The sequence below is a fragment of the Kitasatospora sp. McL0602 genome (assembly GCF_052076145.1).
GTDB lineage: Bacteria > Actinomycetota > Actinomycetes > Streptomycetales > Streptomycetaceae > Kitasatospora.
In genome coordinates this window covers 4,715,920-4,731,037 of record NZ_CP197246.1, presented here as the reverse complement: position 1 = coordinate 4,731,037, position 15,118 = coordinate 4,715,920, and the positions used below count along the sequence as shown (strand labels likewise).

Annotated in this window: 13 protein-coding genes; 5 read left to right on the top strand and 8 right to left on the bottom strand. The window is 71.1% G+C overall.

The features are described from left to right. Window positions 1–200 precede the first annotated feature (200 nt). Window positions 201–854 carry a TetR/AcrR family transcriptional regulator gene (locus ACR68M_RS21690; RefSeq protein WP_441245767.1) on the top strand — a complete coding sequence of 218 codons (654 nt, stop codon included), beginning with the start codon at window positions 201–203 and terminating at the stop codon, window positions 852–854. Window positions 855–906: 52 nt separating this feature from the next. Here ACR68M_RS21690 and ACR68M_RS21685 read toward each other — a convergent pair whose 3' ends face one another. After that, entirely contained in the window at window positions 907–1,866 is a 960-nt protein-coding gene (locus ACR68M_RS21685; RefSeq protein ID WP_441245766.1) for a LysR family transcriptional regulator, read from the bottom strand. Between the two features lie 63 nt (window positions 1,867–1,929). Here ACR68M_RS21685 and ACR68M_RS21680 point away from each other — a divergent pair, with 63 nt between their 5' ends. Genes ACR68M_RS21680 through ACR68M_RS21670 form a run of 3 tightly spaced genes read left to right on the top strand, consistent with a single transcriptional unit; the run spans window position 1,930 to window position 3,843 of the window. After that, window positions 1,930–3,213: an MFS transporter gene (locus tag ACR68M_RS21680; RefSeq protein ID WP_441245765.1), complete on the top strand. Its 1,284-nt coding sequence runs from the start codon at window positions 1,930–1,932 to the stop codon at window positions 3,211–3,213. Further along, window positions 3,210–3,563 carry an AbrB/MazE/SpoVT family DNA-binding domain-containing protein gene (locus tag ACR68M_RS21675; protein ID WP_441245764.1) on the top strand — a complete coding sequence of 118 codons (354 nt, stop codon included), beginning with the start codon at window positions 3,210–3,212 and terminating at the stop codon, window positions 3,561–3,563. The genes ACR68M_RS21680 and ACR68M_RS21675 overlap by 4 nt, the downstream gene beginning before the upstream one ends. Beyond that, complete coding sequence (locus ACR68M_RS21670) at window positions 3,550–3,843, top strand: hypothetical protein (RefSeq protein WP_441245763.1); 294 nt, start codon at window positions 3,550–3,552, stop codon at window positions 3,841–3,843. The genes ACR68M_RS21675 and ACR68M_RS21670 overlap by 14 nt, the downstream gene beginning before the upstream one ends. 66 nt (window positions 3,844–3,909) lie before the next feature. Here ACR68M_RS21670 and ACR68M_RS21665 read toward each other — a convergent pair whose 3' ends face one another. The 7 genes from ACR68M_RS21665 to ACR68M_RS21635 all read right to left on the bottom strand — a co-directional run bounded on the left by ACR68M_RS21665 (window position 3,910) and on the right by ACR68M_RS21635 (window position 12,562). Further along, entirely contained in the window at window positions 3,910–5,187 is a 1,278-nt protein-coding gene (locus tag ACR68M_RS21665) for a thymidine phosphorylase (protein ID WP_441245762.1), read from the bottom strand. A gap of 82 nt (window positions 5,188–5,269) precedes the next feature. Then, complete coding sequence (locus ACR68M_RS21660) at window positions 5,270–5,671, bottom strand: cytidine deaminase (protein ID WP_441245761.1); 402 nt, start codon at window positions 5,669–5,671, stop codon at window positions 5,270–5,272. Next, window positions 5,668–6,912, bottom strand: a complete 1,245-nt coding sequence (locus tag ACR68M_RS21655) for an ABC transporter permease (protein WP_441251674.1) — start codon at window positions 6,910–6,912, stop codon at window positions 5,668–5,670. The genes ACR68M_RS21660 and ACR68M_RS21655 overlap by 4 nt, the downstream gene beginning before the upstream one ends. Window positions 6,913–6,947: 35 nt before the next feature. Next, window positions 6,948–8,099: an ABC transporter permease gene (locus ACR68M_RS21650; protein WP_441245760.1), complete on the bottom strand. Its 1,152-nt coding sequence runs from the start codon at window positions 8,097–8,099 to the stop codon at window positions 6,948–6,950. Between the two features lie 5 nt (window positions 8,100–8,104). Continuing rightward, window positions 8,105–9,697 carry an ABC transporter ATP-binding protein gene (locus ACR68M_RS21645; protein ID WP_441251673.1) on the bottom strand — a complete coding sequence of 531 codons (1,593 nt, stop codon included), beginning with the start codon at window positions 9,695–9,697 and terminating at the stop codon, window positions 8,105–8,107. 373 nt (window positions 9,698–10,070) lie between these two features. Next, window positions 10,071–11,138: a BMP family lipoprotein gene (locus tag ACR68M_RS21640; protein ID WP_441245759.1), complete on the bottom strand. Its 1,068-nt coding sequence runs from the start codon at window positions 11,136–11,138 to the stop codon at window positions 10,071–10,073. 233 nt (window positions 11,139–11,371) lie between these two features. Beyond that, on the bottom strand, window positions 11,372–12,562 hold the full coding sequence (locus ACR68M_RS21635) for an amidohydrolase (protein ID WP_441251672.1): 1,191 nt from the start codon (window positions 12,560–12,562) through the stop codon (window positions 11,372–11,374). A 445-nt stretch (window positions 12,563–13,007) separates the two neighbouring features. On the opposite strand from ACR68M_RS21635, the gene ACR68M_RS21630 reads away from it, so the two are divergent. Further along, the gene (locus ACR68M_RS21630) at window positions 13,008–15,044 is read left to right on the top strand and encodes a S53 family peptidase (RefSeq protein WP_441245758.1); all 2,037 of its coding nucleotides are present in this window, start codon (window positions 13,008–13,010) and stop codon (window positions 15,042–15,044) included. The last annotated feature ends 74 nt before the right edge of the window (window positions 15,045–15,118 follow it).

Below are 15,118 nucleotides of genomic sequence, written 5' to 3'. Positions count from 1 at the left end.
CTGTCGGTGCGGACGGGTGTTCCGGGGCGTGCGGGGCGCGCTCACGGCTGTGCTCACGGCTGTGCTCACGGCTGTGCCCGGCAGGGATATTAGCACGATCGTTCGTTCAGTTTTCTGGGCCCGTCAGGCCCGGGGACCGGGCTACCCTGACGGCACAGGCCGCGCCGGTGGTGCGGCTCACCAGGAGGAGAGGTGACACAGTGGCCGGGTCGACCACGGACGGACGGGTGCTGCGCGGGGAGGAGACCCGCCGGGCGGTGCTGCGCCGCGCCGTCGAGATCGCCTCCGTCGAGGGCCTGGACGCGCTCTCCATCGGGCGGCTCGCCACCGACCTCGGGCTGAGCAAGAGCGGCGTGTTCGCCGGGTTCGGCTCCAAGGAGGAGCTGCAGCTCGCCACCGTCCGAGCCGCCCGCCGGATCTTCGCCGACGCCGTGCTCACCCCGGTCGCCGACGTCGCCCCCGGACTCACCCGGGCCCGCGCCCTCTGCGAGAGCTGGCTCGCCTACTCCGAGGCCCGGGTCTTCCCCGGCGGCTGCTTCTTCTACGAGGTCGGCGCCGAGTTCGACGCCCGCCCCGGCGCCGTCCGCGACGCCCTCGCCGCCATCGCCCGCGAGTGGCACGACGTCCTGCACAACACCCTTGCCGAGGCCCGCGCCACCGGCGGTCTGCGCCCCGACACCGACCTCGCCGACCTCACCTTCGCCCTGATCGCCGTCCTGGAGACCGCCAACGCCCAGGCCGTCCTGCTCGACGACCCAACCCCGTACGTCCGGGCCGGCCGCCTGCTGCTCCGCCTCCTGCGCGCCGACGCGACCGACCCAGCCGACCCGCTGCTCAGCCCGGCCCAGGGCTGAACCCCGCCCCCGGACCGCGGTCTGCCGAATCCCCCTCGGCGCGCGCCCGGCCTCAGTCGTGGTCGAGCAGGCGGCCCCGGCGGGAGAGGACGAAGTCGCGGAAGGCCGCGACGGGTGGGGTGAGGGGGCGGCCGGTGACCCAGGCGAGGCCGATCAGGCGGCGGGTGCGCGGGGCCGTGACCTCCAGCTCGACCACTCCCGGGCGCGGTACGAGGGCGGGCGGCAGCAGCGCCACACCGAGCCCGGCGGCGACCAGGCCCCGGAGGGTCTCGGCCTCCTCGCCCTCGAAGGCGATCCGGGCCGCGAAGCCGGCCTCGGCGCAGAAGCCGTCGGTGATCGCCCGCAGCCCGTACCCCTCCTCGACGGCGACGAACGGCTCGTCCGCGACCTCCGCGAGCCTGATCCGCCGCCGCCCGGCGAGCCGGTGGTCGGCGGGGACGGCCAGGTGCAGCCGCTGCTCGTCCAACGGGCGGGCCGTCAGGTCGGGGGCGTCCGGCAGCGGGGAGACCAGGCAGAGGTCCAACTCCCCCGTGCGCAGGCGCTCCAGCATCGCCCCGACGTAGTCCTGCGCCAGCTGGAAGCGGACCTTCGGGTGCCCGGCCGCCCGGAAGCCCCGGAGCAGCGCGGGCACCGCGTCCGTCCCCAGGGTGTGGAGGAAGCCGAAGGCCACCCGACCCGCCGCCGGGTCGGCCTCCGCACGGGCCGCCTCGGCGCCGCGCTGCAGCTCCGCGAGCGCCCGCTCCGCACTGCCGAGCAGCAGCCGCCCGGCCCGCGTCAGCCGTACGGCCCGGCCCTCCCGGGAGAGCAGCTGCACGCCGAGCTCCGCCTCCAGCCGGGCCACCGCCCGGGAGAGGGTGGGCTGCGGCATGCCGAGCAGCTGGGCCGCCTGCGTCACGTGCTCCAGCCGGGCGACGGCCGTGAACTGGGCGACCAGCGGGGCGAGCTGGGCCGCGGCGGTCTCCGGGCCCAGCTCGGCGAGGGAGCGCGGCTGCGAGCTTTCGTCATACGTCACAGCATCGATTATCGGCGATCCATGCATTGGACGCATCAGGCGCACCCGTCCTACGGTCGTCCCATGCCACCTGCCAGAGCAGCCACGACGTCCCGCCCCCACTCGGACACCGACCTGCGGCACCGGCCCGGCAGCCGGGCCTTCCGGCGCTCCAACCTCGCGCTCTTCGCCGCCGGGGTGGCCACCTTCGTCCTGCTCTACTCCACCCAGGGCCTGCTGCCCGTCCTCTCCGCGAGCCTCGACCTCACGCCGGGGCAGGCGAGTTGGACGGCCTCGGCGGCCACCCTCGGTCTCGCCCTCGGGCTGCTCCCGGCCAGCGCCCTCTCCGACCGGTACGGGCGGACGGCGGTGATGACGGCCTCGATGATCGCCGCCTCCGCGCTCGCCCTGGCCCTGCCGCTCGCCCCCGGGCTCGGCAGCCTGGTCGCGCTGCGGGTGTTGCAGGGCGCGGCGCTCGCCGGGCTGCCCGCGACGGCGATGGCCTACCTCGCGGAGGAGATCCACCCCAGCGCGCTGGCCTCAGCGATGGGGCTCTACGTCGCGGGGAACAGCATCGGCGGCATGGGCGGGCGGCTCGTCTCCGGCTGGGCGGCCGCCGCCTGGGGCTGGCGCTGGGGCCTGGCCGCCTCGGCGGTGATGGCGCTGCTGGCCGCACTCGCCTTCCGGCTGCTGATCCCCGCCGCCCGGCACTTCCGCCCGGCCCCCGTGGACGCCCGCGCCCTGGCCCGGACGGTCTCGGGGCACCTGCGGAACCCGCTGCTGCTGCGGCTCTACGCGCTCGGCGCGCTCTTCATGGCTGTCTTCGGCGCGGTCTACAACACCGTCGGCTACCGGCTGATCGCCGCGCCCTTCCACCTCCCGGAGTCCGTCGCGGCCTCCATCTTCGTGGTCTACCTGGTCGGCACCGCCTCCTCCGCGAGCGCCGGACGCCTCACCGCCCGGCTCGGCCGCCGGGGCACCCTGTACGTCGCGATCGCGGTCACCACCGCCGGCCTGCTGGTCTCACTTGCCGACTCGCTGGCCTGCGCGCTGCTCGGCCTGGTCCTGATCACCGCCGGCTTCTTCGCGGGCCACGCCACCGCGTCCTCCTCGGTGGGGCGCACCGCGACCGAGGGGCGCGCGCAGGCCTCCGCGCTCTATCTGATCGCCTACTACCTCGGCAACAGCCTCGGCGGCACCCTCGGCGCCGACGCCTACCACGCCACCGGCTGGGACGGCGCAGCCGCCGTCGGCCTCGCCGCGATGGCCCTGGCGGGCGGCGTCACGCTGTACGCGACCCGGCAGGCCGTGATCGCTCGACAGAAATACGGCAAGGCAGACTTTCCGCCAAGTAGACTTACAGCATGACAGACCTGAGACGCCGCCGACGTCCGCACCTGGTGTCCACGCCCGTGCGCAAGAAGGGCGTGGTCACCATCCCGCAGGAGATAAGGGAACAGCTCGATCTCCAGGAGGGCGATCAGCTCGTCGTGGCCGTGGAAGACGGACGCATCATCCTGACACCCGCCTCGGTGATCCCGGATGACCAGGCATGGTTCTGGACTCCGGCCTGGCAGGCGAAGGAGCAGGAGGTCGACGAGGCCATCGCGGACGGCGAGCGTGGCGAGGTATTCGAGGACGGCGAGGACTTCCTGCGCTCGCTCGCCGACGACGCCGGGCTGGACCTCGGGGAGATCAAGAACCGTGCCGACGTATGAGTCACTCGCCCATTTCCTCCGCGACTGGAAGGGCCTCAACGCCGCCCAGAAGGCGGCCTTCCTGGTAGCGGTGGCCCAATTCGTCGCCGACCTGCGAGCCGGTCAGGGCTTCCGTCGGGGGCTGCGTGTGAAGAAGATGCAGGGCCACCCAGATGTCTGGGAGCTGACCTGGGCGCCGGACGGACGGGCGACCTTCAGCTACGGCGACGCCGTCCAAGGCGGCGGACCGCACATCGTCTGGCGACGGATCGGCACACACGACATCTTCAACCGACCGTAGAGCGGCGGTGGCCGGACGGACCCACCGTCCGGCCACCGCCGCTCCTGGCTGCTCAGGCCGTACACATCACGCGATGCGGTCCAGCAGGAGCGGGGTCGGCTTGAAGTCGGTGCCGGCCGGGGCGATGGTGACGGCGCCTTCGAGGGCCTCGATGGCGTAGTCGTAGCGCTCGGGGGTGTCGGTGTGGAGGGTCAGCAGGGGCTGGCCGGCCACGACGGTGTCGCCGGGCTTGGCGTGCATCTCGACGCCGGCGCCGGCCTGGACGGGGTCCTCCTTGCGGGCGCGGCCCGCGCCGAGGCGCCAGGCGCAGACGCCCACGCCGTACGCGTCGAGGCCGGTGAGGACGCCCGAGGCGGTGGCGGTGATGACGTGCTGCTCGCGGGCGACAGGGAGGGGGGCGTCGACGTCGCCGCCCTGGGCGGCGATCATGCGGCGCCAGTGGTCCATCGCGGAGCCGTCCCGCAGGGCGTCGGCCGGGTCCTTGCCGTGCACGCCGGCCGCCGCGAGCATCTCGCGGGCCAGCGCCAGCGTCAGCTCGACGACGTCGGCGGGGCCGCCGCCGGCCAGCACCTCGACGGACTCCCGGACCTCCAGCGCGTTGCCCGCCGTGAGGCCGAGCGGGGTGGACATGTCGGTGAGCAGCGCGACGGTGTTGACGCCCGCCGCCTTGCCGAGGCCGACCATGGTGCGGGCCAGCTCCTGGGCGTCGGCGAGGTTCTTCATGAAGGCGCCGGAGCCGACCTTCACGTCGAGGACGAGCGCGCCGGTGCCCTCGGCGATCTTCTTGGACATGATCGAGGAGGCGATCAGCGGGATCGCTTCGACGGTGCCGGTGACGTCACGCAGGGCGTAGAGCTTCTTGTCGGCGGGGGCCAGGCCGTCGCCCGCCGCGCAGATCACGGCGCCGGTGCCGTGCAGCACCGACATCATCTCCTCGTTGGAGAGCAGCGCCCGCCAGCCGGGGATGGACTCCAGCTTGTCGAGGGTGCCGCCGGTGTGGCCGAGGCCGCGGCCGGAGAGCTGCGGTACGGCTGCGCCGCAGGCGGCGACCAGCGGGGCGAGCGGCAGGGTGATCTTGTCGCCAACACCGCCGGTGGAGTGCTTGTCGGAGGTGGGCACGCCGAGCTCGGAGAAGTCCATCCGGACGCCGGAGCGGATCATCGCCTCCGTCCAGCGGCTGATCTCACGGAGGTTCATGCCGTTGAGCAGGATGGCCATGGCCAGCGCGGACATCTGCTCGTCGGCGACCTCGCCGCGGGTGTAGGCGTCGATCACCCAGTCGATCTGAGCGTCGGTCAGCTCTCCCCGGTCGCGCTTGGTGCGGATGACGGAGATGACGTCCATAACTAACTCCAGGGAGAAATGCGAAGAGTGTCGTGAGATGCACTGATCTCGCGACACTCTACGCGCGTAACTGAGCTGTTTGCTAGAGCCGCTCGGGCCCGAAGGCGTCGGGGAGGACTTCGGACATCGTCTTCACACCCGAGGCCATGTCGACCAGCAGCTCCGGCCCGCCGTGCTCGTACAGCAGCTGACGGCAGCGGCCGCAGGGCATCAGCAGTTCGCCGGAGCCGTCCACGCAGGTGAAGGCGACCAACCGGCCGCCGCCGCCGGCGTGCAGGGCCGAGACGAGCCCGCACTCGGCGCAGAGCGCCAGCCCGTACGAGGCGTTCTCGACGTTGCAGCCGGTGACGGTGCGGCCGTCGTCCACCAGGGCCGCGGCACCGACCGGGAACTTGCTGTACGGCGCGTAGGCCCGCGCCATGGCGCTGCGGGCGGCGGTCCGCAGCGCCTCCCAGTCGACGTCCGAGGCCTGGCGAGCCGTCACTTGCCCTGGCCCTTGCGGTAGATCTGGCCGTCGGCCTTCGGCGGCCGCAGGCGCTGGGAGGCCAGCGCGAGCACCACGAGGGTGATCACGTACGGGGTGGCGACGATCAGCGGGCGCGGCACCGAGTCGGTCGTCGCGTACCAGGCGGCCAGGCCGCCCGCCACCACGAAGGAGATGGCCGCACCGGTGAACTTGCGGCGGTAGAGCTGCCAGAGCGCGCCCGCCGCCATCGCGATCGCGACCACGATCAGCAGCACGTGCACCGAGTCGGCGTCGCGCAGCTGGAGGCTGTCGGTGAAGCCGAACAGCCCGGCGCCGGCGGCCAGGCCGCCCGGCATCCAGTTGCCGAAGATCATCGCGGCGAGGCCGATGAAGCCTCGGCCCTGGGTCTGGCCGTCCTTGTAGAAGTGCGCGGCGACCAGCGAGAGGTACGAGCCCGCGAGGCCGGCGAAGGCGCCCGAGGCGATGACCGCGAGGTACTTGTACTTGTAGACGTTGACGCCGAGCGACTCGGCGGCCGTCGGGTTCTCACCGCAGGAGCGCAGCCGCAGGCCGAAGACCGTGCGCCAGAGCACGAAGTAGCTGCCGACGATCAGCACGGCGGCCAGCACGGTGACCACGGAGAGGTTGGTGACGAGGCCACCGACCACACCGGCGAGGTCGGACACCAGGAACCAGTGGTGCGCCTCGATCGTGTCCAGCCAGCTGGAGAGGCCGGGGATGGTGATCAGCGGCAGCGGGTCGGCCGGCGGGGACTGGTTGGCGCCCGCGCCGAAGGCCACGTAGTCCTTGTAGTAGATCTTGTTGACGTACGCGCAGATGCCGGGGATCAACAGGTTGATGCCGACGCCGGAGACGATGTGGTCGACGCCGAAGGTCACGGTCACCAGCGCGTGCAGCAGGCCGCCGAGGGCACCACCGATCATGCCCGCGACCAGGCCGAACCACGGGCTGACCAGGTAGCCGCCCCAGGCGCCGCAGAAGGTGCCGGCGACCATCATGCCTTCGAGGCCGATGTTGACCACACCGGCCCGCTCGGCCCAGAGGCCGCCGAGACCGGCGAGCGCGATCGGCACGGCCGAGCCGAGCGCGGCGGCGATCTGGCCGGAGGAGGTCAGGCCGTGGTTGCCGGTCACTATCCCGACGGCCGAGAAGAGCAGCAGGGCCCCGGCCACGAGCAGCAGCACGACCGGCCCGGAGAGCTTGGGGATGCTCTTGCGAGCACCCAGCGGCTTCTCCATCTGCTTGTTCCACTTTTTGGTCAGGTTGTCCTGGCTCACGCCGCGACCTCCTTGTTGGCAGCCGAGGCGGCCTGCGCGGCGAGTTCGGCGCCGACCTTCTGCTGCTGGCGCTTGAGGCCGTAACGGCGCACCAGCTCGTAGGCGACGACGACGCAGATGACGATGGTTCCCTCCATGACCTGGACGATCTCCTGGGGGAAGTCGCCCTTCAGCGGCAGCTGGATGCCGGAGGTGTCGAGGAAGGCGAAGAGCAGCGCCGAGAAGGCCACCCCGATCGGGGTGTTGCGACCGAGCAGCGCCACCGAGATGCCGATGAAGCCGAGGCCCGGCTGGATGCTCTGGCCGAAGTAGTACGAGCTCTGGGTCAGCTCGGGCAGGCCGATCAGACCGGCGATGGCGCCGGAGACGGCCATGCTGGTCAGCACCATGCGCTTGACGTTGACGCCGGAGGCCGTGGCGGCCGTCTCGGAGCGGCCGGTGGCGCGCAGGTCGAAGCCGAAGCGGGTGCGGGCCAGCACGAACTGGAAGGCGACGCCGACCAGGATCGCGACGACGACGAAGCCCCAGAGGGTGCCGCCGGCCGTGTCGAAGGAGAAGAAGTGGCTGGACTGCGAGATCGGCGCCGTCTGCACGCTGTTGCTGGTGGTGCCGACCTTCGGGGCGAAGACGCCCGGCACCAGCAGCAGGCCGACCACCGCGGTCGAGATGGCGTTCAGCATGATGGTCGAGATGACCTCGCTGACGCCCCGGTAGACCTTGAGCAGGCCCGCGACGGAGGCCCAGATCGCGCCGGTGAGCATGGCGACGATCAGCAGCAGCGGGATCTGCAGGAAGGACGGCAGGTCGACCTGGCTGCCGACGTACGCGGCGAACAGCACGCCGAGCTTGTACTGGCCGTCGACCCCGATGTTGAAGAGGTTCATCCGGAAGCCGAAGGCGGCGGCGGCACCGGCCAGGAAGTAGACGGTGGCCCGGTTGAGGGTGGCCACCTGGCCGTCCGAGGCGGTGCCGTAGTCGAACATCACCTGGAAGGCCTTGATCGGGTCACGGCCCGAGCTCAGCAGCAGGATCGAGCAGATCAGCACCGAGAGCAGCACCGCCAGCACCGGAGCGGCGAGGCCGAGCGTGATCCGCTCGGCGTCGAACCGCTGGGCCAGCGTGCGCTTGGCAGGGTTGGGACTGGTCATGTGGATTACTCCCCCGCCTGCGACTGGCCGTCGGCGGCGTCGGTGGGCTCGGTGGCCTCGGTGGGCGCGGCGGCGGTCTCAGTGTCGGCGTCGGTCTCAGCGTCGGCGGTCTCGGACGAGGTCTCGGCGACGGTGCCCTCGGCCGCGACGGCGGCGGCCTCGGCCAGCGCCTCGGCGTCCGATTCGATGTGGCCCTTGGCCGCACCGGTCATCGCGGTGCCCAGGTCCTCGGCGGTGACGGTGGCCGGGTCGGCGTCCGCGACGAGGCGGCCGCGGTAGATGACCCGGATGGTGTCGGAGAGCCCGATCAGTTCGTCCAGGTCGGCGGAGATCAGCAGCACCGCCAGGCCCTCGCGCTGGGCGGAGCGGATCTGCTCCCAGATCTGGGCCTGCGCGCCGACGTCCACGCCGCGGGTCGGGTGGGCCGCGATCAGCAGCTTGGGGTGGTGGCTCATCTCGCGGCCGATGATCAGCTTCTGCTGGTTGCCGCCGGAGAGGGAGGCCGCGGTGACCTCGATGCCGGGGGTGCGGACGTCGTACTCCTCGACGATCCGCAGGGTGTCCTTGCGGGCCCCGGCCAGGTCGAGCAGGAAGCCCTTGGAGTTGGGGTCCTCGGTGACGTGCCCGAGGATGCGGTTCTCCCAGAGCGGGGCCTCCAGCAGCAGGCCGTGCCGGTGGCGGTCCTCGGGGATGTAGCCGATGCCGGCCTCGCGACGGGCCCGGGTCTGCTGGTCGGAGAGGTCGGTGCCGTCCAGGGCGACGGTGCCGGCGTCCAGCGGCAGCATGCCCATGATGGCCTCGACCAGCTCGGCCTGGCCGTTGCCCTCGACCCCGGCGATGCCGAGGATCTCGCCCTTGTGGATGGTGAGCGAGATGTCGTCCAGGACGACGCGCTCGATGCCCTCGGCGTCGGCCTTGGCGATCCGCAGGCCCTCGACCTTGAGCATCTCGGTCTCGGTGACGGTCGACTCGCGGCTCTCCGGGGAGGGCAGCTCGGATCCGACCATCATCTCGGCCAGCTCGCGGGCCGTGACGGTCGCCGGATCGGCGTCGCCGACGGTGGTGCCGCGCCGGATGACGCTGATCGCGTCGGCGACGGAGAGCACCTCGTGCAGCTTGTGCGAGATGAAGATGACGGTGACGCCCTCGGACTTGAGCTCGCGCAGGTTGCCGAAGAGCGCGTCCACCTCGTGCGGCACCAGGACGGCCGTGGGCTCGTCCAGGATCAGGATGCGGGCGCCGCGGTAGAGGACCTTGAGGATCTCCACGCGCTGGCGCTCGGCCACGCCGAGGTCCTCGACCAGGGCGTCCGGGCGCACGCCCAGGCCGTACTGGTCGGAGATCTCCTTGATCTTGGCCTTGGCCTTGGCTCCTATTCCGTGCAGCTTCTCGCCGCCCAGGACGACGTTCTCCCAGACGGTGAGGTTGTCGGCCAGCATGAAGTGTTGGTGCACCATGCCGATGCCGCGCGCGATGGCGTCGCCGGGAGTGCTGAACTCGACCAGCTCGCCCTCGATGGCGATGGTGCCCTCGTCGGGGCGCTGCATCCCGTAGAGGATCTTCATCAGGGTCGACTTGCCGGCGCCGTTCTCACCCATCAGGGCGTGCACGGTGCCGCGGTTGACGGTGATGTCGATGTCGTGGTTGGCCACGACGCCGGGGAAGCGCTTGGTGATGCCGCGCAGTTCGACGGCCGGTGTCGCCGTCCCCGCGCTGGGGGTGCCGCCCTTGCTGAGGGCGGGGTCGGAAGCGGTGATGGCGATCTCCTGGAGGTCTGGAGGCGCGTCGTTGCGCTGGAGGGCCAAGATCAGTGGGGCAGGATCAGTGGGCCACGATCGGGTGCGGCCGGCCCGGCCGGGGGGTCACCGGGCGGAGAAAGGGCGGAGCCCGGTGGGTGCACGTCGTGCGCACCCTGCCGGGCCCCTCCCTGTACTGCTTCGGATCAGACTCGCTGCGGGCTCGGGGCCACGACTACGGAGCGGTCGGAACCTTGGTCGCGCCCGAGGTGATGGCGGTCGCCGCGGCGTCGAGCTTGCTCTTGATGTCGTCGATGTGGTTGCCCGTGGTGGCCAGCGAGACACCGTTCGCCTTGAGGTCGAAGTTGACGGTGCCGGTCAGCGGCGTGCCGTTCTTCGCGGCCTCGATGTACTTGTAGACGGCGGTGTCGACGTTCTTCACCATCGAGGTGAGGATCGAGCCCGCGTACTTCTTCAGGGCCGGCTGGTTGGCCTGGTCCGAGTCGACGCCGATGGCCCACGCCTTGAAGGCGGAGTTGTTGGCGACGGCCTCGATCGCGCCCGAGCCCGAGGAACCGGCGGCGGTGTAGATGACGTCCGCGCCCTTGTCCAGCTGGCCCTGCGCGGCCTCCTTGCCCTTGCCCGGGTCGTTGAAGCCGCTGAAGTCCGGCGGGGTGGTGAGGTAGGTGGTCTCGACCGGCATGTCGGCGACCGACTTCACACCGGCCTTGAAACCGGCCTCGAACTTCTTGATCAGCTCGGACTGCACGCCACCGATGAAGCCGACGTGCTTCTTGGTGGTCTTCAGGGCGGCGGCGACACCGGCCAGGTACGAGCCCTCCTGCTCCGAGAAGGTCAGCGAGGTGACGTTGCTCGGCTGGGTGGTGGAGGAGGAGTCGATGATCGCGAACTTGACGTTCGGGTTCTCCTTGGCGATCTTCTCGACGGCCGTCTGGTAGACGAAGCCGACGGCGATGACCGGGTTGTAGCCGGCCTGCACCAGGCTGGAGAGGCGGCTCTCCTTGTCGGCCTCGGCCTCGCCGGTCTTGGCCTCGGCCTCGTTGACCGCGACACCGAGCTTGGCCTTGGCGTCGTCCAGGCCATGGGCGGCGGAGTCGTTGAACGACTGGTCGCCACGGCCACCGATGTCGTACGCCATACCGACCTTGAGGCTGGAGCCACCGGCGCCGGCGCTGCTGGAGGACGAGGTGTTGTCGGTGCTCTTTGCGCCGCAAGCGGCGAGCGAGGCAATGCCCAGGGAACCCGAGAGCACGACCGCGGCGAGCTTCATTGAACGGCGCAAGGGAGTATCTCCTTCTCACACACCCGTATGGCGTGGTCGAGCGCCACCGTAACGCGCGTAGAACACGGTTGGGTTACGGCCTGCGAGGGCATTCGGGTTGTTATCAAAATGTGGTGCTACGTCCGGACGAAACCGGACAAAGCCCCACAGTCGATCATCGCCTGACCAACCCGAACGTCACTACCGAGTGGTAGTGAGTGAACACCCTACGCGGCCCCCACTTCAAGACATGGTCAGACGCGCCCGTGTTCCAGGGCCAGCGAGGAGAAGAGTTCGACGCCGATCGCGATGGCCCGCTCGTCCACGTCGAAGCGGCCCTGGTGCAGGTCGCGGGCGGTGGTGTCGTGCGGCGCGCGCACCCCGAGCCGGGCCAGCGCGCCGGGCGCCTGCTCCAGGTACCAGGAGAAGTCCTCGCCGCCGAGGCTCTGCTCGGTGCTCTCCACCACCGGGCCGCCGCCGGCCGCGAAGCGGGCGGTCATCGCCGCCTCCAGCTGCTCGACGGTGACCTGCTCGTTGACCACCGGCGGCACACCCCGGTGGTAGTCGAGCGTCCACTTCGCCCGGTGCGTCTCGGCGATCCGGCCGATCAGCTCGTCCAGCGCCTCGGGGGCCTCCCGCCAGCCGTCCAGCTCCAGGCAGCGGACGGTGCCCTCCAGCTCGGCGTGCTGCGGGATGACGTTGGAGGCCGAGCCGGAGGCGATCCGACCCCAGACCAGGCTGACGCCCCAGCGCGGGTCCATCCGGCGGGCCAGCGCGGCGGGCAGGTCGGCGGCCAGCTTGGCGATCGCGCTGACCAGGTCGGTGGTCAGGTGCGGGCGGGCGGTGTGGCCGCCGGGGCCGTCCAGGCTGATCACCAGCTGGTCGCAGGCGGAGGTGATCGCCCCGGTCTTCAACCCGATCCGGCCGACGGCGACCTTCGGGTCGCAGTGCACCGCGAAGATCCGGCCGACCCCGTCCATCCCGCCCGCCGCGATGACGTCCAGCGCGCCGCCGGGCATCATCTCCTCGGCGGGCTGGAAGATCAGCCGCACCGGCTGCTTCAGCTCCTTCGCCTGCGCGGCCTGGGCGAGCACCAGGGCGGTGCCGAGCACGATCGAGGTGTGCACGTCGTGGCCGCAGGCGTGAGCCCGGCCCGGCAGGGTGGAGCGGTACGGGGAGTCGGTCTTGGCGTCGTCGATCGGCAGTGCGTCGATGTCGGCCCGGAAGGCGAGCAGGGGGGTGCCCGGCTTCAGACCGGCGGGCACGATGTCGACCGTCATCCCGGTACCGCCGGGCAGCACCCGGGGGGTCAGACCGGCCGCCAGCATGCGCTCGCGCAGTAGCCGAGTGGTGCGGAACTCCTGGCGGCCCAGCTCGGGGTGCCGGTGCAGGTCACGGCGGAAGGCGATCAGCTCGGCCTCGTAGCTGCGTACCCGGGCTCGCAGCTCGGAGCTCGGACGGGTGAGGCTGCGGGGCGCCTGCTCGGCGCGCTGATGCTCGTTCACCTCAACAAGACTAGGCCGGTGGGCGGCTTTTGGCGTGACTTCTTGAAGAGAGGTCCCCGGATGGGTGCATACCGGCCCGGCAACTGGGTATGACTTCACGTTTCGGCCCGCCTTCCCGATGATCATCGACCTGTGCAACGACGTGGCGGCCCGGCGGGACACGCAGCCGGACCCACTACGCGCGTCCGCGTGACCGGTGGGGGCGATTCCGGTCATGTACTGGCAAAGCTTTGGTCCGTGCTCTTGAGCTTCGACCAGATGTCCGAATAAACAACTACCGCACAGTCAACTTCCGAGTCATGGCCGGATCTCGGCCGTGACCGGCCCCGCCCTGCCCTCACGAAGGCGCGCGGCGGGGCAATCGAACGAGAAGTGGGGAACCCACGTGCCAGCAGCACGCAGCAGGCTCTCCCGGATAGCCGTCGCGGCCCCCGCCGCCACCGCGCTGATCCTGGGTACGCTCGCGGTCGCCAACCCTTCCTTCGCCGCCACGCCGGTCGGTGAGCAGACCGCCAAGCAGCTCTCGGGCAGCCACCCCGCATGGGCCACCGCGCAGGCCGACGCCGGTGTCGTCGCCGACGCCGCCCCCGCCAGCGCCCGGATCTACCTCGCAGGCCAGGACCAGGCCGGTCTGTCCGCCCTGGCCAAGGCCGTCTCGGACGTCAACTCGGCGTCCTACGGCAAGTTCATCTCGGCCGACGAGGCCAAGGCCCGCTTCGGCGCGACCAAGGCCCAGGTCAAGGCCGTCACCGACTGGGTGACCGGCGCCGGCCTCAAGGTCACCGAGACCACCGCGCACTACGTCGAGGTCTCGGGCAGCACCGCCGCCCTCTCCAAGGCCCTCGGCACCCCCTTCCACGCGTACCGCACCGCCCAGGGCACCCAGAGCGCCCCGGTGCAGGACGCCGTGGTGCCCGCCTCCGTGGCGAGCTCGGTGCTGGCCATCGGCAACCTGGCCACCGCCCTGCACAAGAACGTCTCCTTCGCCACCTCGGTGAAGAGCGCCGAGGCGAAGGCCGCCCCGCAGTCCAAGGGCCCGTCGCTGCCGACCACCCCGACCTGCTCGGAGAACGGCTACGGCACCAAGCCCGCCAACGGCGCCCCGGCCGGCTACGAGAAGAACGAGCCCTTCGCTCCCTGCTCGTACATCCCGTCGCAGCTGCGCAAGGCGTACAGCGTCGACACCGCCGGTGTGAGTGGCAAGGGCGCGCGCGTCGCGATCATCGACGCGTACGGCCTGTCCACCATGGAGCAGGACGCCAACCACTTCTCGACGCTGCACGGTGACAAGCCGTTCGCCGCCGGGCAGTACAACGAGGTCGTCACCCCGGACAAGTGGGTCCACGAGGCCGACTGCGGCGGCGCGGCCGGCTGGGCCGGCGAGGAGGCGCTCGACGTCGAGATGGTGCACGCCTTCGCGCCCGACGCGAACGTCACCTACGTCGGTGCCAACTCCTGCTACGACGACGACCTGAACGCCGCCATGGCGAACGTGGTCGACAACCACCTCGCCGACATCGTCTCCAACTCGTGGGGCGAGATCATGCACGGCAAGAGCGGGGACATCGACCCGGCGGTCGTCAAGGCCGACGAGCAGATCTTCCAGCTCGGTGCGGCCGAGGGCATCGGCTTCACCTTCTCCGCCGGTGACTGCGGCGACAGCTCCCCGGCGGCCGCGGCCACCGGTGCGAACTGCCAGACCGACACCAGCCAGCCGCAGACCGACTGGCCGTCGTCCTCCGCGTGGGTCACCTCCGTCGGTGGCACCACCCTGGAGCTGGGCAACAAGGCCGGCCAGTACGGGCACGAGGTCTCCATGGGTGACCAGCGCTCGGTGCTCTCGGCCGACCAGAAGTCCTGGACCCCGATGCCCGGCTTCTTCTACTTCGGTGGTGGCGGCGGCGTCTCCAAGGACTTCGAGCAGCCCTGGTACCAGAAGGGTGTCGTCTCGGACAGCATCTCGATGACCGCGGCCGACGGCTCCAAGGCCGCCACCCCGCGCCGGGCCACCCCGGACATCGCGATGAGCGGTGACCTCGTCGCCGCCACGCTGGTCGGCTTCACCGACAACGGCACCTACAGCGAGGGCGGCTACGGCGGCACCTCCGTCTCCGCCCCGGAGACGGCCGGTCTGCTGGCCGACGCCATCCAGGCCCGTGGCGGCCGTCCGATCGGCTTCGCCAACCCGGCGCTGTACGACCGGGCCGGCTCGAAGGCGTACCACGACGTCAACGACTCCGCCGTGCACAACAAGTTCGGCAACGTCGTCGACCTCGGCACCGTCAACAACGTCCTCAAGGTCCGCCTGTACAAGGTCGCGTCCGACTTCGGCCTGAGCGCCGGCCAGGGCTACGACACCGCGACCGGCGTGGGCTCGCCCGACGGCCGCTACTTCTTCAAGTCCTTCGCCTACAAGCACTGATCCCAGGTGATGGAGAAGCGGCCCGGAGCTCCTGGAGCTCCGGGCCGCTTCGGCTTTGTTGAGATGATCGGTTC